Source organism: Rahnella sp. R3(2024), assembly GCF_042920125.1.
GTDB lineage: Bacteria > Pseudomonadota > Gammaproteobacteria > Enterobacterales > Enterobacteriaceae > Rahnella > Rahnella rivi.
Window position 1 is genome coordinate 3,350,207 of record NZ_JBHGBU010000001.1, and the last position, 22,338, is coordinate 3,372,544.

Below are 22,338 nucleotides of genomic sequence, written 5' to 3' on the forward strand. Positions count from 1 at the left end.
AGCTCCTGTGATTCGGAAATAGAAACTGCGAGGGCGCAAATGATATCATGCTCACGGAGCAAGGAAAACGGTTGCGTCGCCGGAATACGGTGCATTTTTGATGAGAAGTGGCGGGCAGATTTGTATAATCCGGACCACACTATGATGAGCAATCAACACTGGAAACTGAATGATGACGCAGGCTTTACTGGCACCGATTTATGATTTTCTGCACTGTGAAACACCGGCTTTGTGGGTGGATGTGGCGCTGGAAAATCAGGCGGTGATGCTGATTGATCACGCCAACTGTGAAAAAAAAGCGGCGGCCACGGCGATGAGCCTGATGACGAAATATCTGGATCGCACTGAACTGCTGTTTTGCGCGGCGCGCCTTGCGCGGGAAGAACTTCATCATTTCGAGCAGGTGGTGGAAATCATGCAAAAACGCAATGTCACCTACACTCAGCTTTCACCGTCGCGCTACGCCAGCGGGATGATTAAACATACCCGTCATCATGATGATTTAAATATTCTGGTCGACCGCCTGATTATCGGGGCGTATATCGAAGCGCGTTCCTGCGAGCGTTTTGCCAAAATCGCGCCGCATCTCGATGACACGTTGTCGCGTTTTTACACTTCGCTGCTGCGCTCAGAATCACGTCATTTTGCCGATTATCTGGCGCTGGCGGAGCAATATGCCGGAGGAGACATCAGCGATCGGGTAGAGTTTTTTGGCAGAATAGAAGCGGAACTGATTTTGGCGCCGGATGAGCAATTCCGTTTCCACAGTGGTACGCCGGTGTGCAGCCTTAAAACGGGAAACTGATCAGCTCTACGTTATCGGCGGTGACTTTGACCATCGACCCTTCTTCGTGCCACGCCCCTAACACCACGCGGTGGCCGGTTTTCGCCCCAAGCTGTACATCATGGATAGCGGGGCGATGGGTGTGGCCGTGGATCATCCATTCTACGCCTGCCGCCTGCATGTCATTCACCACCGCCTGCGGGTTCACATCCATAATTTCCTGTGATTTTCCCTGATTAGACGCTTTGCTGTTGGCGCGCATTTTGGCGGCAATACCTAAACGCCATTTCAGCGGCAGCATCAGGAACAACTTTTGAATCAGCGGATTATGCACTTTCTTGCGGAAGTTCTGATAGGCAACGTCGTCGGTACACAACGTATCGCCGTGCAGGATCAGGACGCGGCGGCCATAGAGTTCGAGGACTTTTTTCTCTGGCAGCAGGGTCATCAGGCTGTCGCGCGCAAAGCGGCGGCCAAGCAGAAAATCGCGGTTGCCGTGAATGAAGAAGCAGGGAACGCCTTGCTGGTGTAAGTGGTTTAACGCCGCAGCGATGTCTGCGTGTAACGGCTGTGGATCATCGTCGCCAATCCAGGCTTCGAATAAATCCCCGAGAATGTACAGCGCGTCGGCCTGCGGCGCATCTTCGCGTAAAAAACGCAGAAAACCGGCAGTGATTGCCGGTTCCTGTGCGCAAAGATGAATATCTGCGATAAAAAACGTGGTCATCCCGACGTTGATTATTCGCTGACTGTGACGCTTTTGATCACAACATCTTCTTTTGGAACATCCTGGTGCATGCCGCTGCGGCCGGTTTTCACTGCGCGGATCGCATCAACCACATCCTGACCTTCAACCACTTCTGCGAATACGCAGTAACCCCAACCCTGTGCGTTTTTGCCGCTGTGGTTCAGGAAATCGTTGTCAGTTACGTTGATGAAGAACTGTGCAGTGGCAGAATGCGGATCGTTGGTACGCGCCATCGCCAGCGTGCCTTTGGTGTTTTTCAGGCCGTTGTCTGCTTCGTTTTTGATCTGTGCGTCGGTGTTTTTCTGGTTCATGCCTGGCTCAAAACCGCCGCCCTGGATCATGAAACCATCGATAACACGGTGGAAAATTGTGTTGTCGTAGAAGCCTTTACGGCAATAGTTCAGGAAGTTTTCAACCGTAACGGGTGCTTTGTCAGCAAAAGTTTTTACTACGATGTCGCCGTGGTTGGTGTGGAAAGTGACCATATTAATCATCCTGCTTATGTTGATGTGTGCTCTCAGTAAGAGCCGCTACTATAGCCTTTTCTTATACCATAACTCAAAAGTTGCCGTCAGCAGGCGGTTTGTGAGGACTAAAGCCCGTCCGGCGGCCTTATGCCGTTTCGGTGAAGGCGTTTTCGTTATATTATGAGCCCGAGCGTCGCGAAAGCGCGCAACCATCATTTTCTACGCCCAACACACGGAATAGCCTGATGCTGAAGATTTTTAATACCCTGAGTCGCCAAAAAGAGGAATTCAAGCCAATTCATGCCGGTAAAGTCGGGATGTACGTGTGTGGGATCACTGTTTACGACCTGTGTCACATTGGTCATGGCCGGACTTTTGTGTCTTTCGACGTGGTGTCGCGTTACCTGCGTTACCTCGGTTATGACCTGAAATACGTGCGTAATATCACTGACATCGACGACAAGATCATCAAACGTGCCGCTGAGAATGGCGAGAATTTCTCCGCACTGACCGACCGTATGATCGCTGAAATGCACAATGATTTTGCTGCGCTGAATATTCTGCCGCCGGACTCTGAACCGCGCGCGACGCAGCATATTCAGGAAATTATCGATATCGTGCAGAAGCTTATCGACCGCGATCACGCCTATGTGGCCTCAAACGGCGACGTGATGTTCTGGGTGGAAAGCGATCCTGATTACGGCCTGTTGTCCCGTCAGGATCTGGACCAGCTGCAGGCGGGCGCCCGCGTGGAAGTGGAAGCCAATGTAAAACGCAATCCGATGGATTTCGTGCTGTGGAAAATGTCCAAGCCGGGCGAGCCGAGCTGGACGTCACCGTGGGGCGAAGGCCGTCCGGGCTGGCATATCGAATGTTCTGCGATGAACTGCAAACAGTTAGGCGATCATTTTGATATCCACGGCGGCGGGTCTGATCTGATGTTCCCGCACCACGAGAACGAAATTGCGCAGTCCAGCTGCGCGCATGACGGCCCGTATGTGAACACCTGGATGCATTCCGGCATGGTAATGATCGACCGCGAAAAGATGTCCAAATCGCTGGATAACTTCTTCACCGTGCGCGATGTGCTGAAATATTATGATGCCGAAAGCGTGCGTTACTTCCTGATGTCTGGTCATTACCGCAGCCAGCTGAACTACAGCGAAGAGAACCTGAAACTGGCGCGTACCTCGATGGAACGTCTGTACACCGCACTGCGCGGGACGGATGCTGCCGCAACGCCAGCCGGTGGTGACGCTTTCGTTGCCCGTTTCCGCTCCGCCATGGACGACGATTTCAATACCCCGGAAGCCTACTCCGTGCTGTTCGATATGGCGCGCGACATCAACCGCCTGAAAGCGGAAGACCTGTCGGCGGCCAACGGTCTGGCGGCAGAACTGCGTCAGCTGGCGGGTGTGCTCGGTCTGCTGGAGCAGGATCCGGAGCAGTTCCTGAAATCCGGTGCGCAGGCGGATAACGACGATGAGGTCGCTGAAATCGAAGCGTTGATCAAACAGCGCAACGATGCCCGCGCCAGCAAAGACTGGGGTATGGCGGACAAAGCGCGTGACCGTCTCAATGAAATGGGCATCGTGTTAGAAGATGGTGCGGCGGGCACCACCTGGCGTCGCAAGTAATCTCATTGCTACCTGAAATGACACCAATGGCTCCCAACCGGGGGCCATTTTTATAAGGATTGTCCTGTGAGCAACATGCTTCTGACGTATCAGCCTCCGTATGACTGGCAGTGGATGACGGCGTTTCTCGGCGCGCGGGCGTTGCAGGGCGTTGAGCAGCAGGACGGCGATGATTATCAGCGTACCCTGGCGGTGTTACACAACGGCGAGCGGCTGACCGGCTGGCTGCGGTTGCGGCCTGTACCGGCGGAAAATCGCGTTGAACTGGAACTCTCACCGTCGCTGGAGCCGGCTGCCGAAAAGGTTGTGCAGCAGGTGCGGCGTTTGCTGGATCTGGATGCCCGACCCGACGTGATTGCCGCCGGGCTGGGGGCGCTGGCGGACAATGCGGCGGGACTCAGATTACCGGGATGCGTTAACCGTTTTGAGCTGACGGTCCGGGCGATCCTCGGGCAACTGGTCAGCGTTAAAATGGCGGCGACGCTTGCCACCCGGCTGACGGAAAAATGGGGCGAACCCGTGAACACGCCGTTTGCGGCCCTGACGCATCTGTTTCCGTCTCCGGCCGCAATCGGGCAATTAACGGTGGATGATTTGCGCGGTATCGGCGTGCAGGCCAAACGCGCAGCCTGTCTGATCGGGCTGGCGCAGGCGGTCGAAGCAGGGGAGTTACCGCTGGATACCATAACCGATGCGCAGGAAGGGATCCGATTGCTGCTGGCAATGCCCGGCATCGGCAGCTGGACCGCCAGTTATGTCGCGATGCGCGCCTGGTCGGCGCCCGACGTTTTTCTCGGTGGGGACTATCTGATTAAGCAGCGTTTTCCCGGGATGACGCCGGGTAAAATTGCCCGTTACGCCGAAGTCTGGCGGCCATGGCGCACTTATGCCACGCTGCATTTATGGTTCAATAATGACTGGCAGCCCGATACGCCTTAGTGAATGCCGAAGTAACCGGTATTGAGCAGTTTTTCCAGTGAGGTTTCCGGGGCAATGGTATCGCCGCCGACCAGATCGATGCCAATGCCGGTGAGTTTATCCAGCGTCTCATTGATATCCGCCGGGCCCGCCAGCGTCTGCGCATTTAAGCGGTGAGTGTTGCCATGCAGGATCGTCACCAGCACTTCATGCATCTGGTTGTAGTGGATCTGTGCCATAAAGCTCGGATCAATCTGCACGTAATCCACCATATTCGCCTTCAACTGGTTAAATTCGAGCATATTTTTGCCGATATTCTGCACCACGATCTTACATCCCTGCTGACGGATACCGGCGATAAACGTCCGCAAATCGGGATGCTTGAGCAAGACGGCATCATCAATCATCAGGGTGATCGACGACAGCGGCAGCGGCGTGGTCTCCAGCAGATGCAGCAATTCATCACGCAGCGCCGGTTGCAACAGACCTTCGGTTGAGAGCGGGATGGCCACACAAATGCCTTTATTGGCGATGCCTTGTCCGTAATCCAAAAGCACGCGCCGTAACAGCCAGCGGTCAACGTCCGCCATCATGTCGTAAAAATGGGCGGCCTGCAGGAACAGCGCTGCCGTTTGCACTATCTGATTGGGGATCGCCAGCTGTACCGATATCTGATAGAAACACACCGACAGCGGCGTTTTCGGCGGCGATGCGGCGCGGCAATGCAGCGTCAGCTGATTTTCGGTGAGAATGCGGGTGATATCTTCCGGGCGGAACAGCGCCGTGTGTGAAGACAGTTGCAGTTTTTGCCGCGATTCATAGGTAAAGACCCGGCCGCGCCCGTTGTGTTTGGCGGTGTAACAGGCGACGTCGGCCTGCGCCATATATTCGCTGCCGCTGATCCTGGCATCGTTAATTTGCGTCAACCCGGCGCTGGCGCCGATGCGGTAAATCTGTTCTTCCCAGATAAACTGGAACGCGTTGATTTTGTTCACCAGTTGCTGAAGGGTTAACAACCCCTGTTCCAGCGGACAATCAAACAGGATCAGTGCAAACTCATCGCCGCCCAGGCGTGCCAGACGGTCGCTGTTACGGATGTGATCCTGCATCAGCGTGCTCAGCTGGCGCAGCAGTTCATCCCCCGCCGCGTGGCCCGCCGTGTCATTGATCGCCTTAAAACGGTCAAGATCGATAAACGCCAGACTGTGCGGCTGCTGATGTATGGCGGTCAGGCTCAGTGCTTTTTTCAGGCTCTTTTCAAAGCTGCCACGGTTGGCTAAACCGGTGAGTAAATCATGTGATGCGCTGTAGCTGAGTTTGCGCATCAGTTCGCGGGATTTACTGACGTCCTGCAACACCAGCACAATGCCAATGGGTTCATCTTTTAGGGTGCGCAACGGCGAGACGGCCAGCTGGACGTCAAACATGCCGGTATTGTGGCCGTGCAGCACCAGAGACTGTTCGACGGAGGAGTGCAAATTCTCGTTGATATCGAACTGCTGCAAATTACCCAGCAGCGGCCCCTCCGGCCCTTTGGTGATGTGTACAATGCGCCCGACCGGCTGACCCTGTGCCTGAAACTCTTTCCAGCCGGTCATGTTCTCGGCGACCGGATTCATGAAGGTGACGTTCAAATCCCGGTCGGTGGAGATCACGGCTTCGTTAATGGAATTGAGCGTGATGTGCAGCAGTTCTTTTTCTTCATGCAGCGCTTCGGACAGCCGTTTGTTAGTCACTTCGGTATGTTTCAGCTCGGTAATATCTTCGATTTGCGAGATGAAATAGAGCGGTTTCTGATCTTCATCACGCACCAGGGAGACGGCCAGCAACACCCAGACCATTTCACCATTGCGGCACAGGTAGCGCTTCTCCATGGTGTAGCTCTGAATTTCGTCATCCAGCAATTGCTGGAGCAAGGCGAGGTCTTTACCTAAATCTTCCGGATGAGTGATGTCCTGAAAAGACAAGGTTTTCAGGTAGTCGGCTTCATAGCCCAGCAGCTTACACAGCGATTTATTCACCTGCAGCCATTTACCCTGCGGGGAAACCAGCGCCATACCGATTGCCGAGTATTCCATGGCATTGCGAAAGCGGTTTTCGCTCTGCGTGATATGTGACTTTTCAGTACGCAGGGTGTGCATCGCCATCGCCATCGCATTGGCGGGCAGCAGGATCAGTAACAGCGGCAGGAAGATCAGCCCTTGCGGGATCTGTATGGCATGGGGCTGGACGGTGATAATACCGCTGGTTTGCAGCAGGGCGATCATCAGCGTCATCGACAGGAAAATAATAAAGGCTTCAAGGCGCGGCAGGCGGATAGCTGACCAAAGCAACGGAATAGTGATAAAGGCAAAGGTATAAGGCAGCCATTTAAGCGCCATAAAACCGAGTGCCAGCGTGATGACCAGAGTGGCAAGCAGTTCAACAAGACGACGTGAAGTCAGAATTTGTTTGAGGTAGCCGCGCTGATAAATCAGCCCCAGCGGCGTCAGCGCGAGGATAGCCACCGCTTCTGACATATACCAGGTGGCAAAACGATCCTGCAATTCCGCCGCGGTGTGGATGTGCAGAATGAACAGCATCATAAACACCGAGCTTACCAGCGGGCAGAAGATCACCGCGATCACCAGAAATTTGACCCAGTGGCTCAGGCCGGAAAGTGGATCTTGTGCCGGTAACGCGCGGCGCAGCAGCAAGGCGCAGAGCGTGGCTTCAATCAGATTATTCACCGTGTAGGGCAGGTAAAGCAGCACCGGCGTACCCGCGATAAAATGCGCGGCAACAATCCCCAGCGCCGCAGCGCAGAGCAGCGGGATCCAGTCGAGATAGCGGTGATGAAACAGCACCGGGATCAGCAACGCCGTCGGCAACCACAATCCGGCCAGACTCGAGGTTTTTTGAATGATTCCCAGGCAGGCAAGGGCCAGCAGACAAATGGCAATGCCCGTCAGCAGAGGCACCTTCCAGTTGACCTTTTCCGAAAAGAAAGTGGTCTGTTTTATTTTTTCCACGGTGCAAACCTTTTTCTGACTGGCCGTGAGTGGCAGGCAGTTACGGTGAAACTTGTTTTTTCTGTTATTAACCCCCGCATCACCTGAGACAACGTCTGTTAAGACGACATTCTTCGCGTCGGAGGGATATCTATTTTTTTAAGATTATTAGTATGAATTCTACATCACTCTTACAGCGATAACGAATAATCAGTAGCAGAAATCAAACGCGTTTCTCAGCGGGTATTATCGGGAAAATTCTGCGGGAAAGCGTTTACCGGCCCGCAGGCCGGAAAAGAGGTTTAGATCAGGAATATAGTGGCGAGGCCGAGGAAGATAAAGAAGCCGCCGGTGTCGGTCAGTGCGGTAATCATCACGCTGGAACCGATGGCGGGGTCGCGGCCCATGCGGACCATCGTGAGCGGGATAATGACGCCCATCAGCGCCGCCAGCAGCAGATTGAGGATCATGGCCAGGGTCATTACGCCGCCCATCTGCCAGTCGCCGTACAGCAGCCAGGTGACGATACCCATCAGTCCGCCCCAGACCAGACCGTTAATCAACGCCACGCCAAGCTCCCTGAACATCAGAAATTTCAGGTTCCCTACCTGAACATGGTGCAGCGCCAGACCGCGCACGATCATCGTGATGGTCTGATTCCCGGTGTTACCGCCGATGCCCGCCACAATCGGCATCAGGGCGGCGAGCGCCACCAGCTGCGAAATCGTGTGTTCAAACAGACCAATCACGCGCGAAGCCACAAAGGCGGTACACAAATTGATAGCCAGCCACGCCCAGCGGTTGCGTACCGCTTTGCTGACCGGAGAAAAGACATCTTCTTCCGGGCTTAACCCGCCCATCCGGCGCAGATTGCTGTCGGTGTCGTTGTTGACGAAATCAACGATCTCTTCCACCGTCAGCCGTCCCATCAGCTTGCCTTTTTTATCCACTACCGGCGCGGTGATCAGGTCATAACGTTCGAACGCGCTGGCGGCGTCTTCGGCTTTATCTTCCGGCTCGAAGCTGGTGAGATCGGTAATCATCACGTCAGCGACTTTCGTCTCCGGCGGATTGAGTAAAATGGTGGTCAGCGGCAATTCGCCAAGCAGGGTGTTTTTGCGGTCAGTGACAAAGAGCTTGTCGCTGGCCTGCGGAATGATTTTGCGGGAGCGCAGAAAACGCTGAACGGCGCCGAGCGTGACGTCCGGACGGACGGTCAGCAGCTCGAAATCCATGATTCGGCCAACGCATTCTTTGTTGAACTTCATCACTTCGCGGACTTTTTCCCGCTGCTTTGGCTCCAGCGAAGTCAGTACACGGCCAGTCAGGTCACGGGGAAGATATTCTGCCAGATACACCTGATCGTCTACATCAAGCAGCGACATGGTTTTCAGCAGGTCTTTGTCGCTCATCTCTTCAATGAGGCTGTCCCAGACGGTTTCGGAGACTTCGACCAGTGCTTTACCGCGCGCTGCCGGTTCGACCAGACGCCACAGCGCCAGACGTTCGCGGATCGGCAACGCTTCCAGGACGTCGGCGACGTCGGCTGCGTGGAGTTTTTGCACCCGCGAGCTGAGCTCTGCGGTGTAATCCATCAGTTGCGCGCGCGTGGCGTCATCAACGTCAGGTTCCTCGCCCAGAATACTGTCGGCGAGGTCATCGGTGTTCAGAAGGAGATCGAGGATCCTGCTGCGGCTTTCGGCCAGTTTCTGGCCGTAGTTTTTCGGTTTTTCACCCGACATTTGAGATCCTTAGTCCTTTGAGTAACGGCAGGTTTTCAGCGTACCGGTACAGGTTTTTTCCGGCGTCTGTTGCTGTGGCCCCACTGTCTGCGTATCGGTCTGCGTTTGCTTTTGATTCTGGTGATGTGAATACGCGCCGAAAGCGGAGTAAACCAGTCGCCCGAACAAAATAATGAAGCTTACCGAAAGAACAATTTTCGTCATCTTGATGTTGGATTTTCGAGACATAGTCGTGTCGGCTCAGTGGATCTTTGCTCCGGTAGAAGTGATGAAAGAGTGTAAATGATAACGTTTACAATATAACGCACAACTAAACGACGCTCCAGATAAAGGAAAAATGCAAAAAGTGCGGTTTATTTTCACCGGTAAGTAAAGTCGCACGATAACTTTACCATTCAGACAATCTATACGTTTAAAGTTAATCTCATGGATTTGAATGTATTTATTATTTGGTTAATCACGTGCGAAATTGTTTGAGCTTCATTTAGCGGATATTTGGAAGAATGTGTTTATTGATCAGCATCAAGAGCATTAATATAAAGCCGATTAGAATTCAGCCATAATTTGTGATTCATGACACCAACCTCCGCTGTTTCTATTCTTTCTGCGTTTTTCAGTGAAAAGATGTTTATGCCGATAACTGCGCGCGGAACCCGTTGTCACTGTCACCCGGCGTTTTACACACGCCCGTTTCATCCTGACACCTATACTGCGTCATGACTTTCATACGCGAAACTTACGATGGATCCGATGCAAAAACTCTTCTCGTGGAATGAACTGCGCCATAAATGGTGGGGGCTTCCGATCTTCTGTGCGCTGGTGCTGATCCCGCTCAGCTCGTCGCTTTCTCCGATCATTTTCTTGCCGGAAGGTCGCACCTATCTGATTTACATGCCGCTGGCGACCTGTGTGGCCTTGCTGATGGTGTTTGACTGGGCGGCATTCCCCGGCATTGTGCTGACGCTTTTCCTGCGCTACTACCTGCGCGTGGGCGCGGAAATGGGAACGCTGATGACGGTGATTTATTTCACGTCACTGTTTCTTGCCTGGCTGGGCTACCGCTGGCAGGCGGGAAGCCGCTGGTCTGCACCGCTCGGGCTGATGAATCAGGCCTGGGTGCGGGTCGGCTGGCTGCTGATTTTCCTGACGTTCTTCTTCATTATTGTGCTGCAAATTGTCGTGGAAAGCGGCCTGCTGCCAGAATATCTGGGGATGGCGACACGCGATTTTATGACGCTGCGTACGCTTATCAATCTTCAGGCGATGATTCTGGGTATTCTGCTCAACTCGCATCTGATCTATCTGATTATCCGCATTATCCGCCGCCCGCGTTACTGGCGCGTGTTGCGCATGATGTTGCGAAAACAATGTGCGCCCGGTGTGAAACCGGCTGAAATGGTGCTGTGGTTTATTGTGCTGGGCACAATGGTGGCGCTGCTTTGCATTCAGGGGCTCAGCGAGCCTTTCATGAAAATCCTGCTGAGTGATTACACGCTGACGTTGCTGTTCCCGGTGTTACTGTTCGGTGCACTGCGCTATGGCTATTACTTCATCAGCATTGTCTGGACTATCACGCTCACCATTTTATTCCATTATTATCAGGGTTTTATCTCTGACACTAACTTTGTCCATAATCTGGTTTTCGTCTCTGCCCTGATGCTGGTTTATACCATCACGCTGTTGCTGATGGCGGTGATCTCCTCCCGCCAGCGGCTGCTGATGAAAAAATTCAAAGCTGCCGCATTACAGGATCCGGTTTTCGCCTTGCCAAACCTGCGCGCTTTTAACCGTGATTTGGCGATTTATCCGCGCTCCTTGCTGTGCTTTGTTCGTGTTTCCGATATGGATGTGCTGAGCCGTAACTACGGTATGCAGCTGCGTATTCAGTTTAAGCAGCAACTGGCGATGGGGCTGAAGCCGTATCTGCAGCCGGGCGAAAAAGTGTATCACTTACCGGGTTACGATCTGGTGCTGCGGCTTAACAGTGAAGACGTGGAAGGCAAACTCCAGCAACTGTATGAGTATGTTGAAGATTTTCGTCTGATCTGGAACGGATTACCGCTCCATCCTAATATCGGTCTGTCTTATTGCACGGTCTACTCACCGGTCGAGCATCTGCCAATCTTGCTGGGCGAACTGAGCGGGATTGCCGAAGTGTCGCTGACCACCGGTAAACCGGAATCGAACAAAAGCGATCACAGCCAGGTGCAGCTGGAAATCAGAGAAAAGGTCGATATGCTGCATAAAATCCAGCGCGCGCTGGATGACGATCGCTTCGTTCTGATGGCGCAACCTATCTCAGGCGTGCGGGGTGACAATTATTATGAAATCCTGCTGCGCATGTTCGATGGCGCGCAGGAAAATCTGGTCATGCCGGATAAGTTCCTGCCGGTTGTGCATGAGTTTGGGCTTTCCTATCAGTTAGATATGTGGGTGCTCAGGCACACGCTGATGTTTATCAACGCGAACCGTTCGCGTCTGCCGAGCCTGCGTTTTGCCGTCAACTTTACGCCATCGACGCTGTGTCGCCCGACGTTCACCCGTGATTTCAAAACCCTGATGGCTGAGTTTGAGGTGGAGCCTTTCCAGATCGTTCTGGAGGTGACGGAATCACACTTATTGCAGGACGTGAAATACGCTGACTCTGCCATGCGCGAGCTGCGTAATTACGGCTGCCGGATTGCCATCGACGATTTCGGTACCGGTTATGCCAGTTATGGCCGTCTGAAAGCCATTCAGGCCGATATCATCAAAATTGACGGCAGCTTCGTCCGTAACATGCTGACCAATTCGCTGGATGGCTATATCGTGCAGTCGATCTGTCAGGTCGCCAGAATGAAACATCTGAGCATTGTGGCGGAGTACGTCGAAACCGAAGAGCAGAAGGCAGCACTGCATGCGCTGGGGGTTGATTACATGCAGGGTTATCTGGTGGGCAAACCTGAACCTTTGGCGTCCCTGCTGGCGTTTCGCAAAGACTGACCTTCAGTTTTCATCCTAAGAATAAAAAACCTCTGACGCCTTCGCGTGCAGAGGTTTTTTTTAGTGGTTTATCGCCGGGAAGGCTTAGCTTTCTGAAGACCCCACGTCTTCTTCTTCCAGCATCAGTTTCCAGCCGGTGACGTCATCCCAGTAACTTTGTTCACGTTCGAAATCCAGCTGAACCAGGTTGTTCTGCGCCAGATAACCGGCAGGGAAGCGCAGCGTCCAGTGATTATCATCCGTCGATAACCGCAGAGATTCCGGCGTCGTGGTGGACTGACGCTGGTTATTGAGCAGTGCCCCGAGGCGCAATAGCTGGATCAGCGGAATATAGTGCTTCTTCTTAAACAAATTCAGGCGCGGCAACTCTTCCAGCTTGATCGCTTTACGATGGAAACGCACCAGCGTTGCCAGCAGCGTTTGCTGTTCCTGATTGAACCCCGGCAAATTGGTGTTTTGCAGAATATAGGAAGAGTGACGGTGCATACCGGTGTGGTTGATGCTCAAACCTACCTCATGCAGCATGGCGCTGAATTTCAGCAGTGATTCGAGCTGCGGCTGAACCAGTTTGGTGTTCTGCGCCAGCCACTGGCTGTAAAGCTGCTCGGTGGTTTCCAGTACGCGGCGCGCCTGTTCCCGGTCGATGTTGTAATGCTCGGCCAGGCTTTTCGCGGTACGCGTGCGGATATCCTGATGACGGAAGCGGCCTTCCATTTCATACAGCACGCCTTCACGCAGCGCGCCGTCAGAAAGACGCAGTTCTTTGACCGCCAGCGCATCAAATACGCCACGCAGAATGGCCAGCCCCGGCACGAAAACTGACTGACGATCTTCTGACAGCCCCGGAAGATCCAGCGCGTCGAAGTTCTTGAAGTTCAGCACCGCTTCGGTAAGCATTTCCAGACGTTCAGGCGTAATCAAACCGTCCTTTTCGCCCATTTCCACCAGGACTTCATGCGCGGCCTTAATACTGCCGGATGCGCCAAGCGCATACTGCCAGCCTTGCAGACGGTATTGCCATGCCAGCGTTTCCAGTTTTTGTGCGGCGGCGAGCTGGGCGCGTTTAAAATTGCTGCGGCTGATTTCACCGTTGGGGAAAAACATCTGCGCAAAACTGACGCAGCCCATGCGGCGGCTCTCGGCCAGCAATGGCTCGAAATCCTCCCCGATGACCAGTTCCGTAGATCCGCCACCAATATCGACCACCAGTTTGCGGCCTTTTTCCGGCTGCGTATGCTCCACACCCATGAAAATCAGGCGAGCTTCTTCCTGACCGGAAATGATTTCGATCGGGTAGGGGATGACTTCTGCGGCGCGCTTGAGGAATTCCTCAGCATTCACCGCCTGACGCAGAGTGTGCGTCCCGACGATGGTGACGTTGTTATCCGGAAAACCTTGCAGGCGTTCGGCAAACAAAGCCAGGCAATCCAGCCCACGTTGAATGGCTTCTTCACTGAGCACATTTTTACTGTCGAGGCCGTCAGCCAGATGAACGCGTTGTTTCAGGCGACCTAAAACCTGTAATGCGCCGTTAACGACGCGCGCGATCACCATGTGGAAACTGTTCGACCCGAGATCGATCGCCGCAATTTCCTGTGGCTTGGCACTCAATGAGCTGTTTTTAAGGGGCATAGTTATGTAACGCTCCAGGGGGTTCAGGCTTGCTGACTCTGTTGTTCCAGATCTTTCAGATAGTCGTAAATCGCCAGCTGCGCACGGACTTTGCGGCGATTTCCGCGTGGAACATACCGGTTGCTCAGTTCTTTATCAATCACTCTGGCTTTGACTGTGTCATTAAACAGCAACTCCAGAATGTCCAGCACGCGCTGTTTAAGCCGCGGATCGAGCAACGCGACGGCCACCTCGATACGGTAATCGATATTACGCGTCATCCAGTCAGCGGAAGACAGGAACACTTTGGCATCGCCGCCGTTTTCAAACACGTAAACGCGATCATGTTCAAGATAACGGTCGATGATACTGGTGACCTGAATGTTTTCGCTAAAACCGGGCAGATTAGGCACCAGTGAACACATCCCGCGGATCAGCAGACGGATTTTCACCCCGACGTTGGATGCCACGTAAAGACGGTCGATCAGCCCTTTGTCCACCAGGTTGTTGATTTTCAGCGTAATACCGCCGGTGCCGCCGGCCTGAACATTGGCAATTTCCCGGTCGATCAACCGGTATAGCATGTCCCGCGAGTTCTGTGGCGATACCATCAGATGCTCAAAGGACACCGGACGGTAAGGGTTTTCGATAAAGTTGAACACCCGACGGACTTCGTTAGTGATTCGCGCATCCGCGGTGAGCAGCGAATAGTCGGTATAAAGGCGTGCCGTTTTCTCGTTAAAATTCCCGGTCCCAATATGAGCATAGCGGACAATTTCGTCGCCTTCGCGGCGGGAAATAAGAAAGAGTTTTGCGTGAATTTTCAGGCCCGGCGCAGAGAAAATAACGTGTACACCGGCTTCCGTCAGACGTTTCGCCCAGTGAATATTTGCCTCTTCGTCGAAGCGCGCCTGTAACTCAACCACCACAGTGACTTTCTTGCCGTTGTGCGCTGCGTGGATCATCGATTCAATAATGCGCGAGTCTTTGGCGACGCGGTAAATATTGATTTTGATCGACAGCACGTTCGGGTCGAATGACGCCTGACGCAGCAACTCAAGCACGTGTTCAAACGTGTGGTACGGATAGTACAGCAGCACGTCCTGCTCGCGGATCGCTGCAAAACCATTGCGGAATTTATCGAACCAGAGATGCCGCAATCTTGGCAGCGGGCGGTTCACCAGATTGGCTTTACCGACATTAGGGAAACCGATGAAATCTTTGAAATTATGGTATCGGCCACCGGCGATCACTGAATCGTAGTTAGAAATGCCGAGCTTACCGCGCAGCAATTCGACCATCTCATTGGGCATATCGCGCTGATAAACAAACCGCACGGGTTCGGCGGTCAGACGCTGTTTCAGGCTCGATGACATCAGTTCCAGCAGGCTCGATTCCATTTCCGTGACCAGATCGTATTCGGCGTCACGGGTCATTTTCATCGAATAGGCGTTCAGCGCGTCGTAATCGAAGAAGCCTTTGAAAATGTCGTCCAGACAGTAACGCAAAATGTTGTCCAGCAGGATCATTGGCTTACGGCGGCGTGGCGCTTCCGGCGGCAGATTGACGAAACGTGGCACTTTATCGGACGGGATTTCCAGCAGCGCGTAATGGATCTCTTCGCCACGGATAATTTCGACCGCCAGATAGGTGTAATCGTCTTTCAGGAACTGCACCAGATTGGTGTCGTGATTGATAAGAATTGGCGTGATAAATTGGCGCAGATGATGTTTGAAGTACTGTCGCAGCCAGAGCTGTTGATTCTCAGACACCTGACGCTCGTTAATCAGGAAAATCTGATTACGCGCCATTTCCAGCAGCAAATCGTTATAAAGGCTGTCGAATTCCTGATCGATGCGCAGCACCTTCGCCTGAATTTTTTTCAGCAAATGCCGGGAAGCGCCAAGAAATCCCTGCTCCTCACTGATGAGGATGCGTCGTTTTAAGTCGGCAAACCGGACTTTGTAAAATTCATCGAGGTTGTTGGAATAAATGCCTAAAAACCGCATCCGTTCGATCAGGGGATTACTTTTGTCTGCTGCTTCCTGCAAGACGCGTTCATTGAAGGACAGCCAGCTTAGTTCTTTCTCGATATAAAGCTTTTCCTGACCCATTTTCACTCCGTTCGTTTAGCTTGCAACCTGGCCCATACAGGCAAAATTTTGCCTGAAAACACCGCAATTTAGCTCAACATCATCTTCGTGCCGTTCGCTTTTCGAAACCGTCAGCGTAACAGCAAGCCTTTTGTGTGAGGGGCCTAGTGTCTACTAACAATATTGCGAAAGATTGACAGGAAAGTCCAACATAACAGGGAGAGTTTTAGAAGAAGGAATAAAAGAGGGGGAAATAGGGGAAAAGTCTTACGGGTGAAGGACATTCACGCCCTTCACCCGCAGAAAATGAGTCAGGATCCGCTGAATTAAATCAGACTGCGCCTGCGCCAATCACCGCTTCCGGTTTGATCTGCACCGGTTTGGTTTTATATTTCGCCAGGAATTGCGGCTGGAAAATACACATGCGGATGGCGCTGCGATATTCTCCGTTCACAAAGAACTCCTGTTTCAATTCGCCTTCCAGTTCAAACCCTAATTTGCTGTAGATATGGATCGCCTTTTGGTTTTCTTTATCGACGATTAAATACAGTTTATAGAGGTTGAGCACAGAGAAGGCGTAATCCATTGCCAGACGCACGGCGTCTCCGGCGAAACCTTTGCCCTGATGCTGCGGGTCAATGATGATCTGAAATTCCGCGCGGCGGTGGATGTGATTAATTTCCACCAGCTCCACAAGGCCGACAGGTCCGCCCTGGAATTCAATGATAAAGCGGCGTTCGCTTTGGTCATGAATATGCTTGTTATAAAGATCGGTCAGCTCGACAAAGGCCTCATAAGGCTCTTCAAACCAATAACGCATAATGCTGGCGTTATTATCAAGACGATGAACAAACGACAGGTCGTCCTTTTCCAGTGGACGTAATCTGACGCTGTTATTGCTAAACATGGGGTGTTCCTCAAAAAATCAAAAGCCGTTTTACCTGAGGTAACCTTCCTGAAGATGAAATCTGAAACGACTGAGTTTCAGACGAAGGTCGGCGCACAAACGACGTTTAAACGTGCGCCGGGAAGGGGATTATATCGGCTAAACTGTAAACAAGTGTCAAATGACAGGAAATAAAAAACCGGCACTGGGCCGGTTTCTGGTGAAATCATCGCGATAAGGCAGATTAATCCGCCGCGTAACCCTGTTCGGGGAGTGGATTATCATCCAGTAAAACTTGATCGTTTTTCAGGGATAAACGTCCTTCAACGAACCAGCTGACCACCAGCGGATAGATATTGTGTTCCTGCGTTTGCACGCGGGCCACCAGATCGTCTTCGCTGTCGTCACTGAATACCGGCACTTTGGCTTGCAAAATAACCGGGCCACCGTCGAGTTGCTCTGTCACGAAATGCACGGACGTACCGTGCTCATCATCCTGATTGTCAATCGCCTGACGGTGAGTGTGTAAACCGGGATATTTCGGCAGCAGGGAAGGGTGGATGTTGATCATGCGCCCGGCGAAACGCTGGACGAAATCCGCGGTAAGAATACGCATATATCCCGCCAGCACCACCAGATCAGGCTGATAAGCCTCGATGGCATCGGCAAGCGCCATATCAAATGCCGCGCGGTCTTCGTAGGCTTTAACATCCAGAGCATGTGCCGGAATGTCTGCCAGTCGCGCGCGCTCCAGACCGTAAGCGGCGGATTTATTACTGAAGACAGCGCTGATCTGCGCGTTAATTCGTCCCTGCTGGCAGGCATCTATCAGAGCCTGGAGATTGCTCCCTTCGCCCGATACCAGAACCACAATCCTTTTCATATCAGTACCTGTCTTCAGTCAGTTGATTTACCTGATTATTCAATGATTACGCGTTCAGCGGAATCAGAGGCTTTAACATAGCCAATTTTCCACGCTTTTTCACCATTGTCATTCAGTAAAGCAATCGCCTGGTCGGCAAGCTCTGCCGGAAGTGCCACGACCATGCCCACGCCACAGTTAAAGGTGCGGTACATTTCATGACGGCTGACGTTACCGGTGGTTTGCAACCAGGTGAAGACGTCCGGCCATTCCCAGCTGGATTCGTTGATAATGACCTGCGTATTGTCCGGCAAAACGCGGGGAATATTTTCCCAGAAGCCGCCACCGGTCAGGTGAACGATGCCGTGAACATCCACGTTTTCGATCAGATTAAGGATCGATTTCACGTAGATTTTGGTCGGTGCCAGCAGGTGATCGGCCAGCGGTTTGCCTGCCAGATCGGTGGTTTCCGGATTGGTGTTGCTGACTTCCAGAATTTTGCGCACCAGAGAATAGCCGTTGGAATGCGGGCCACTGGCGGCAAGACCGATAAGCACGTCGCCGTCAGCCACTTTGCTGCCGTCGATAATTTCTGATTTTTCCACCACGCCGACACAGAAACCAGCGACGTCATAATCTTCGCCGTGATACATGCCCGGCATTTCAGCGGTTTCACCACCGACTAACGCACAGCCCGATTGCTTACAGCCTTCGGCGATCCCGGTGATTACGCTGGCGGCGATATCGACGTCCAGTTTGCCGGTGGCATAATAGTCGAGGAAGAACAGCGGTTCAGCACCCTGAACGATTAAATCGTTGACGCACATCGCGACCAGATCGATACCAATAGTATCGTGGCGTTTCAAATCCATCGCCAGACGCAGCTTGGTGCCAACGCCGTCGGTGCCCGAAACCAGAACGGGTTCACGGTATTTTTGCGGCAGCGCGCAGAGAGCACCAAAACCGCCCAGTCCACCCATCACTTCCGGGCGGCGAGTCTGTTTTACTACACCTTTAATGCGATCTACCAATGCGTTACCGGCATCGATATCTACGCCTGCGTCTTTATAGCTGAGAGAGGTTTTGTCGGTCACTGCGAAGTCCCCACGGCGGTTTGGGTTGGTGGTTGAAGAATAAAGCGGGGCAATTCTAACAGCGCAGGCAAACGTTTGCGAGCGCCTTATTCGATGATGATTTTTAGGCTGTCTATACTCTATCGGGGCTCCTGATGATCCAGATCAGGCTATAAGCTATGGCGTTGAAAAAAAATGGCGTTATAATCTCGCGATTTTTTTTTGCAGCTCAACCACCTTAGGAGAATAAAAAATGAAGATCGTCGAGGTGAAACACCCGCTGGTGAAACACAAGCTGGGCCTGATGCGTGAGAACGACATCAGCACGAAACGTTTTCGCGAACTGGCTTCTGAGGTGGGAAGTCTGCTGACGTATGAAGCGACTGCCGATTTAGAAACTGAAAAAGTGACGATTGAAGGCTGGAATGGCCCGGTCGAAATCGATCAGATCAAAGGTAAGAAAATCACCGTTGTGCCTATCCTGCGTGCCGGTCTGGGCATGATGGAAGGCGTACTGGAGCACGTACCGAGCGCACGCATCAGCGTGGTTGGCGTGTACCGTGATGAAGAAACCCTTAAGCCTGTGCCGTATTTTCAGAAACTGGTTTCTAATATCGAAGAGCGCCTGGCGCTGGTTGTTGACCCGATGCTGGCGACCGGTGGTTCTATGATTGCCACCATCGACCTGCTGAAAAAAGCCGGCTGCCAGAGCATTAAAGTGCTGGTACTGGTGGCTGCACCGGAAGGGATTGCCGCGCTGGAAGCTGCGCACCCTGACGTTGAGTTGTACACCGCCTCGATTGATCAGGGGCTGAATGAAAAAGGCTACATCATCCCGGGACTCGGTGATGCGGGCGATAAGATATTTGGTACGAAATAAGCAGCAAGCAATAAGCCGACTAAGCAGTCGGCTTTTTTTTGAGATTTTTTTACCCGCCATTTTTTACAGAGGATCAATCCATGACCCGTCGTGTCATCGGGGTAAGCGAACGTCCGCCGTTATTGCAGACGATTCCCCTGAGTTTCCAGCATCTTTTTGCCATGTTTGGTGCCACCGTTCTGGTGCCGATTCTGTTCAAAATCAATCCGGCGACGGTGCTGCTGTTCAATGGCATAGGGACTTTGCTGTATCTGTTTGTCTGTAAAGGGAAAATACCCGCTTATCTCGGTTCGAGTTTTGCCTTTATCTCGCCGGTACTGCTATTGCTGCCGATGGGTTATGAAGTGGCACTCGGCGGGTTCATCGCCTGCGGGCTGTTGTTCTGCCTGGTGGCGCTGATTGTGAAGAAAGCGGGCATTGGTTGGATCAACGTGATGTTCCCTCCGGCGGCGATGGGCGCAATCGTTGCCGTCATCGGTCTGGAGCTGGCCGGTGTGGCGGCGAATATGGCCGGGCTGCTGCCTGCTGATGGCGCACCGGTGGATTCCACCGCCGTGACCATTTCAGTGGTGACGCTGTCGGTGACCATTTTGGGTTCGGTGTTATTCCGTGGTTTTCTGGCGATTATCCCAATCCTCATCGGTGTGCTGGTCGGTTACGCGCTCTCCTTCTTTATGGGCGTGGTGGATGTTTCCGCGATTGCCAGTGCGCACTGGTTTGCACTGCCGACCTTCTACACTCCGCGTTTTGAATGGGTGGCGATCCTGACCATCCTGCCTGCGGCGCTGGTGGTGATTGCAGAGCACGTCGGGCATCTGGTCGTGACGGCAAACATCGTCAAAAAAGATTTGCTGCGTGACCCCGGCCTGCACCGTTCAATGCTGGCGAACGGCCTGTCGACGGTGCTGTCTGGATTCTTCGGTTCTACGCCCAATACCACCTACGGCGAAAATATCGGCGTCATGGCGATCACCAAGGTCTACAGCACCTGGGTCATCGGCGGCGCGGCAATACTGGCGATCCTGCTGTCGTGCATCGGTAAATTAGCGGCAGCCATTCAGGCGGTGCCGGTTCCGGTGATGGGCGGCGTGTCGTTGTTGTTGTACGGCGTGATCGGTGCATCGGGTATCCGCGTGCTGATCGAATCAAAGGTCGATTACAACAAAGCGCAGAACCTGATCCTGACGGCGGTGATCCTGATCATCGGCGTCAGCGGGGCTAAGATCCACATCGGCGCGGCGGAGCTGAAAGGCATGGCGCTGGCGACCATCGTCGGCATCTTCCTCAGCCTGCTGTTTAAGGTGATTGAGATCTTCCGTGGCGAAGAAAAGATCATTGATATTGAAGACGAGCGGGAGAATCCGCCTGTCTGATGGCGATATTTTCACGAAACACCTGACCGGCGGGCGCAGCGCTTCCCGGTCAGGTGCTCGGATCACAAGCGGTTGCACTCGGCAGAGTTCATTTCGTTGCGGATCCTTGCTAGAATTCGGTCGTTCCTTTTTATTGACGAGACAACATCTGCGGTCTTCATACCGCTTTGGTTGAGGTGCTTCTGAATACGCCGGCACAGCTTTCCCTGCCACTTTATCTTCCCGATGATGAAACCTTTGCCAGTTTTTATCCGGGTGAGAATCCCTCTCTGCTATCTGCTATTCAGACCGCATTGCATCAGGAACACGGCACGTATATTTATTTCTGGTCACGCGAAGGCGGCGGCCGCAGCCATCTTCTTCACGCGGCCTGCGCGGAATTATCCCAGCGTGGCGAAGCCGTGGGGTATGTGCCCTTAGATAAACGCGCCTATTTTGTGCCAGAAGTGTTGGACGGCATGGAGCATCTTGCGCTGGTCTGCATTGATAACATCGAGGGCATTGCCGGAGATGACGAATGGGAAGCGGCAGTTTTCCATCTCTATAACCGCATTCTTGAAACCGGCCGCACGCGTCTGTTTATTACCGGCGACCGTCCTCCGCGCCAGCTGAACCTCAGCCTGCCGGATCTGGCTTCGCGCCTCGACTGGGGGCAAATCTATAAACTGCAGCCACTCTCCGATGAAGAAAAACTTCAGGCATTACAGTTGCGCGCAAAACTGCGCGGATTTGAATTGCCGGAAGATGTTGGCCGTTTCCTGCTTAAACGTCTGGATCGGGAAATGCGCACGCTGTTCACAACGCTCGATCAGCTCGATCGTGCATCGATTACTGCTCAGCGGAAACTGACCATCCCGTTCGTGAAGGATATTCTTGGGCTGTAAGCGGAAAGGTGTCCGGGTTCGCATCACGAACCCGAACCGGCGTGCGGGGTTACAAAATCTCTTTGACTTGTTCCGGTGGCCGCCCTAAACGCGCTTTGCCGTTTGCCAGTACAATCGGACGTTCAATCAGCTTTGGATTTTCAGCCATCGCCTGCAACAGCTGTGTTTCACTCAGGCTTTTCTCACCCAGATTCAGTGTTTTATACATCTCTTCGCCTTTGCGCATCAGTTCGCGTGCCGAACTGAACCCCAGCTTGTTCAGCAGATCCTGCAAGGTCGCAACGGTCGGTGGCGTCTCCAGATATAAAATCACTTCCGGTTCGATCCCGGCATCTTCCAGCAATTTCAGCGTTTCGCGGCTCTTTGAGCAGCGCGGGTTGTGGTAGATAGCGACATCTTTTGGCATAC

General features: G+C 53.0%; 18 protein-coding genes. 7 read left to right on the forward strand and 11 right to left on the reverse strand.

What is annotated here, in order from left to right:
- Positions 1-172 precede the first annotated feature (172 nt).
- Complete coding sequence (locus ABSH60_RS15035) at positions 173-805, forward strand: tRNA-(ms[2]io[6]A)-hydroxylase (protein ID WP_056771997.1); 633 nt, start codon at positions 173-175, stop codon at positions 803-805.
- Here the strand turns inward: ABSH60_RS15035 and lpxH are convergent.
- Entirely contained in the window at positions 789-1,511 is a 723-nt protein-coding gene (gene lpxH, locus ABSH60_RS15040; RefSeq protein WP_056771271.1) for a UDP-2,3-diacylglucosamine diphosphatase, read from the reverse strand. The genes ABSH60_RS15035 and lpxH overlap by 17 nt on opposite strands.
- An 11-nt stretch (positions 1,512-1,522) precedes the next feature.
- Positions 1,523-2,017 (reverse strand): peptidylprolyl isomerase B, encoded by a 495-nt coding sequence (ppiB, locus tag ABSH60_RS15045; RefSeq protein WP_056771274.1) that lies wholly within the window; start codon positions 2,015-2,017, stop codon positions 1,523-1,525.
- Between the two features lie 227 nt (positions 2,018-2,244).
- Here ppiB and cysS point away from each other — a divergent pair, with 227 nt between their 5' ends.
- Together cysS and alkA are read left to right on the forward strand one after the other, a co-directional pair.
- Entirely contained in the window at positions 2,245-3,636 is a 1,392-nt protein-coding gene (cysS, locus tag ABSH60_RS15050; RefSeq protein ID WP_136375631.1) for a cysteine--tRNA ligase, read from the forward strand.
- 75 nt (positions 3,637-3,711) lie between these two features.
- Positions 3,712-4,575 (forward strand): DNA-3-methyladenine glycosylase 2, encoded by an 864-nt coding sequence (gene alkA, locus ABSH60_RS15055; protein ID WP_390975779.1) that lies wholly within the window; start codon positions 3,712-3,714, stop codon positions 4,573-4,575.
- On the opposite strand, the gene ABSH60_RS15060 is transcribed toward alkA, so the two are convergent.
- From ABSH60_RS15060 to ABSH60_RS15070, 3 genes are all read right to left on the reverse strand, one after another.
- Entirely contained in the window at positions 4,572-7,565 is a 2,994-nt protein-coding gene (locus ABSH60_RS15060; protein ID WP_390974612.1) for a PAS domain S-box protein, read from the reverse strand. The genes alkA and ABSH60_RS15060 overlap by 4 nt on opposite strands.
- A gap of 281 nt (positions 7,566-7,846) precedes the next feature.
- The gene (mgtE, locus tag ABSH60_RS15065; RefSeq protein WP_056771295.1) at positions 7,847-9,286 is read right to left on the reverse strand and encodes a magnesium transporter; all 1,440 of its coding nucleotides are present in this window, start codon (positions 9,284-9,286) and stop codon (positions 7,847-7,849) included.
- Between the two features lie 9 nt (positions 9,287-9,295).
- Positions 9,296-9,514 carry a YfgG family protein gene (locus tag ABSH60_RS15070; protein ID WP_056771298.1) on the reverse strand — a complete coding sequence of 73 codons (219 nt, stop codon included), beginning with the start codon at positions 9,512-9,514 and terminating at the stop codon, positions 9,296-9,298.
- Between the two features lie 513 nt (positions 9,515-10,027).
- On the opposite strand from ABSH60_RS15070, the gene ABSH60_RS15075 reads away from it, so the two are divergent.
- Positions 10,028-12,268: an EAL domain-containing protein gene (locus ABSH60_RS15075; protein WP_056771301.1), complete on the forward strand. Its 2,241-nt coding sequence runs from the start codon at positions 10,028-10,030 to the stop codon at positions 12,266-12,268.
- A gap of 84 nt (positions 12,269-12,352) precedes the next feature.
- Here ABSH60_RS15075 and ppx read toward each other — a convergent pair whose 3' ends face one another.
- The 5 genes from ppx to purM all read right to left on the reverse strand — a co-directional run bounded on the left by ppx (position 12,353) and on the right by purM (position 18,814).
- Positions 12,353-13,900: an exopolyphosphatase gene (gene ppx / locus ABSH60_RS15080; RefSeq protein ID WP_056771304.1), complete on the reverse strand. Its 1,548-nt coding sequence runs from the start codon at positions 13,898-13,900 to the stop codon at positions 12,353-12,355.
- Positions 13,901-13,923: 23 nt separating this feature from the next.
- Entirely contained in the window at positions 13,924-15,993 is a 2,070-nt protein-coding gene (gene ppk1, locus ABSH60_RS15085) for a polyphosphate kinase 1 (protein WP_056771308.1), read from the reverse strand.
- Positions 15,994-16,303: 310 nt separating this feature from the next.
- Positions 16,304-16,879 carry a spermidine N1-acetyltransferase gene (gene speG, locus ABSH60_RS15090; protein ID WP_056771309.1) on the reverse strand — a complete coding sequence of 192 codons (576 nt, stop codon included), beginning with the start codon at positions 16,877-16,879 and terminating at the stop codon, positions 16,304-16,306.
- Positions 16,880-17,102: 223 nt separating this feature from the next.
- Positions 17,103-17,741, reverse strand: coding sequence for a phosphoribosylglycinamide formyltransferase (purN, locus tag ABSH60_RS15095; RefSeq protein ID WP_390974616.1), 639 nt, complete (start codon positions 17,739-17,741; stop codon positions 17,103-17,105).
- Between the two features lie 35 nt (positions 17,742-17,776).
- Positions 17,777-18,814 (reverse strand): phosphoribosylformylglycinamidine cyclo-ligase, encoded by a 1,038-nt coding sequence (purM, locus tag ABSH60_RS15100; protein ID WP_056771315.1) that lies wholly within the window; start codon positions 18,812-18,814, stop codon positions 17,777-17,779.
- Positions 18,815-19,046: 232 nt separating this feature from the next.
- Here purM and upp point away from each other — a divergent pair, with 232 nt between their 5' ends.
- From upp to hda, 3 genes are all read left to right on the forward strand, one after another.
- Entirely contained in the window at positions 19,047-19,673 is a 627-nt protein-coding gene (upp, locus tag ABSH60_RS15105) for a uracil phosphoribosyltransferase (protein WP_056771320.1), read from the forward strand.
- An 80-nt stretch (positions 19,674-19,753) separates the two neighbouring features.
- Entirely contained in the window at positions 19,754-21,046 is a 1,293-nt protein-coding gene (gene uraA / locus ABSH60_RS15110; protein WP_056771322.1) for a uracil permease, read from the forward strand.
- 176 nt (positions 21,047-21,222) lie between these two features.
- Positions 21,223-21,930 (forward strand): DnaA inactivator Hda, encoded by a 708-nt coding sequence (gene hda, locus ABSH60_RS15115; RefSeq protein ID WP_122096119.1) that lies wholly within the window; start codon positions 21,223-21,225, stop codon positions 21,928-21,930.
- Between the two features lie 49 nt (positions 21,931-21,979).
- Here hda and arsC read toward each other — a convergent pair whose 3' ends face one another.
- On the reverse strand, positions 21,980-22,336 hold the full coding sequence (arsC, locus tag ABSH60_RS15120; protein WP_390974619.1) for an arsenate reductase (glutaredoxin): 357 nt from the start codon (positions 22,334-22,336) through the stop codon (positions 21,980-21,982).
- Between the last annotated feature and the right edge of the window lie 2 nt (positions 22,337-22,338).

Excerpts from the sequence above, each read along its gene's own strand:
- upp (WP_056771320.1), top strand. The coding sequence starts at position 19,047 with ATGAAGATCGTCGAGGTGAAACACCCGCTGGTGAAACACAAGCTGGGC.
- arsC (WP_390974619.1), bottom strand. The coding sequence starts at position 22,336 with ATGCCAAAAGATGTCGCTATCTACCACAACCCGCGCTGCTCAAAGAGC.
- uraA (WP_056771322.1), top strand. The coding sequence starts at position 19,754 with ATGACCCGTCGTGTCATCGGGGTAAGCGAACGTCCGCCGTTATTGCAG.
- speG (WP_056771309.1), bottom strand. The coding sequence starts at position 16,879 with ATGTTTAGCAATAACAGCGTCAGATTACGTCCACTGGAAAAGGACGAC.
- purN (WP_390974616.1), bottom strand. The coding sequence starts at position 17,741 with ATGAAAAGGATTGTGGTTCTGGTATCGGGCGAAGGGAGCAATCTCCAG.
- ABSH60_RS15075 (WP_056771301.1), top strand. The coding sequence starts at position 10,028 with ATGGATCCGATGCAAAAACTCTTCTCGTGGAATGAACTGCGCCATAAA.
- ABSH60_RS15070 (WP_056771298.1), bottom strand. The coding sequence starts at position 9,514 with ATGTCTCGAAAATCCAACATCAAGATGACGAAAATTGTTCTTTCGGTA.
- cysS (WP_136375631.1), top strand. The coding sequence starts at position 2,245 with ATGCTGAAGATTTTTAATACCCTGAGTCGCCAAAAAGAGGAATTCAAG.
- ABSH60_RS15035 (WP_056771997.1), top strand. The coding sequence starts at position 173 with ATGACGCAGGCTTTACTGGCACCGATTTATGATTTTCTGCACTGTGAA.
- alkA (WP_390975779.1), top strand. The coding sequence starts at position 3,712 with ATGCTTCTGACGTATCAGCCTCCGTATGACTGGCAGTGGATGACGGCG.
- mgtE (WP_056771295.1), bottom strand. The coding sequence starts at position 9,286 with ATGTCGGGTGAAAAACCGAAAAACTACGGCCAGAAACTGGCCGAAAGC.
- ppx (WP_056771304.1), bottom strand. The coding sequence starts at position 13,900 with ATGCCCCTTAAAAACAGCTCATTGAGTGCCAAGCCACAGGAAATTGCG.
- lpxH (WP_056771271.1), bottom strand. The coding sequence starts at position 1,511 with ATGACCACGTTTTTTATCGCAGATATTCATCTTTGCGCACAGGAACCG.
- ppiB (WP_056771274.1), bottom strand. The coding sequence starts at position 2,017 with ATGGTCACTTTCCACACCAACCACGGCGACATCGTAGTAAAAACTTTT.
- ppk1 (WP_056771308.1), bottom strand. The coding sequence starts at position 15,993 with ATGGGTCAGGAAAAGCTTTATATCGAGAAAGAACTAAGCTGGCTGTCC.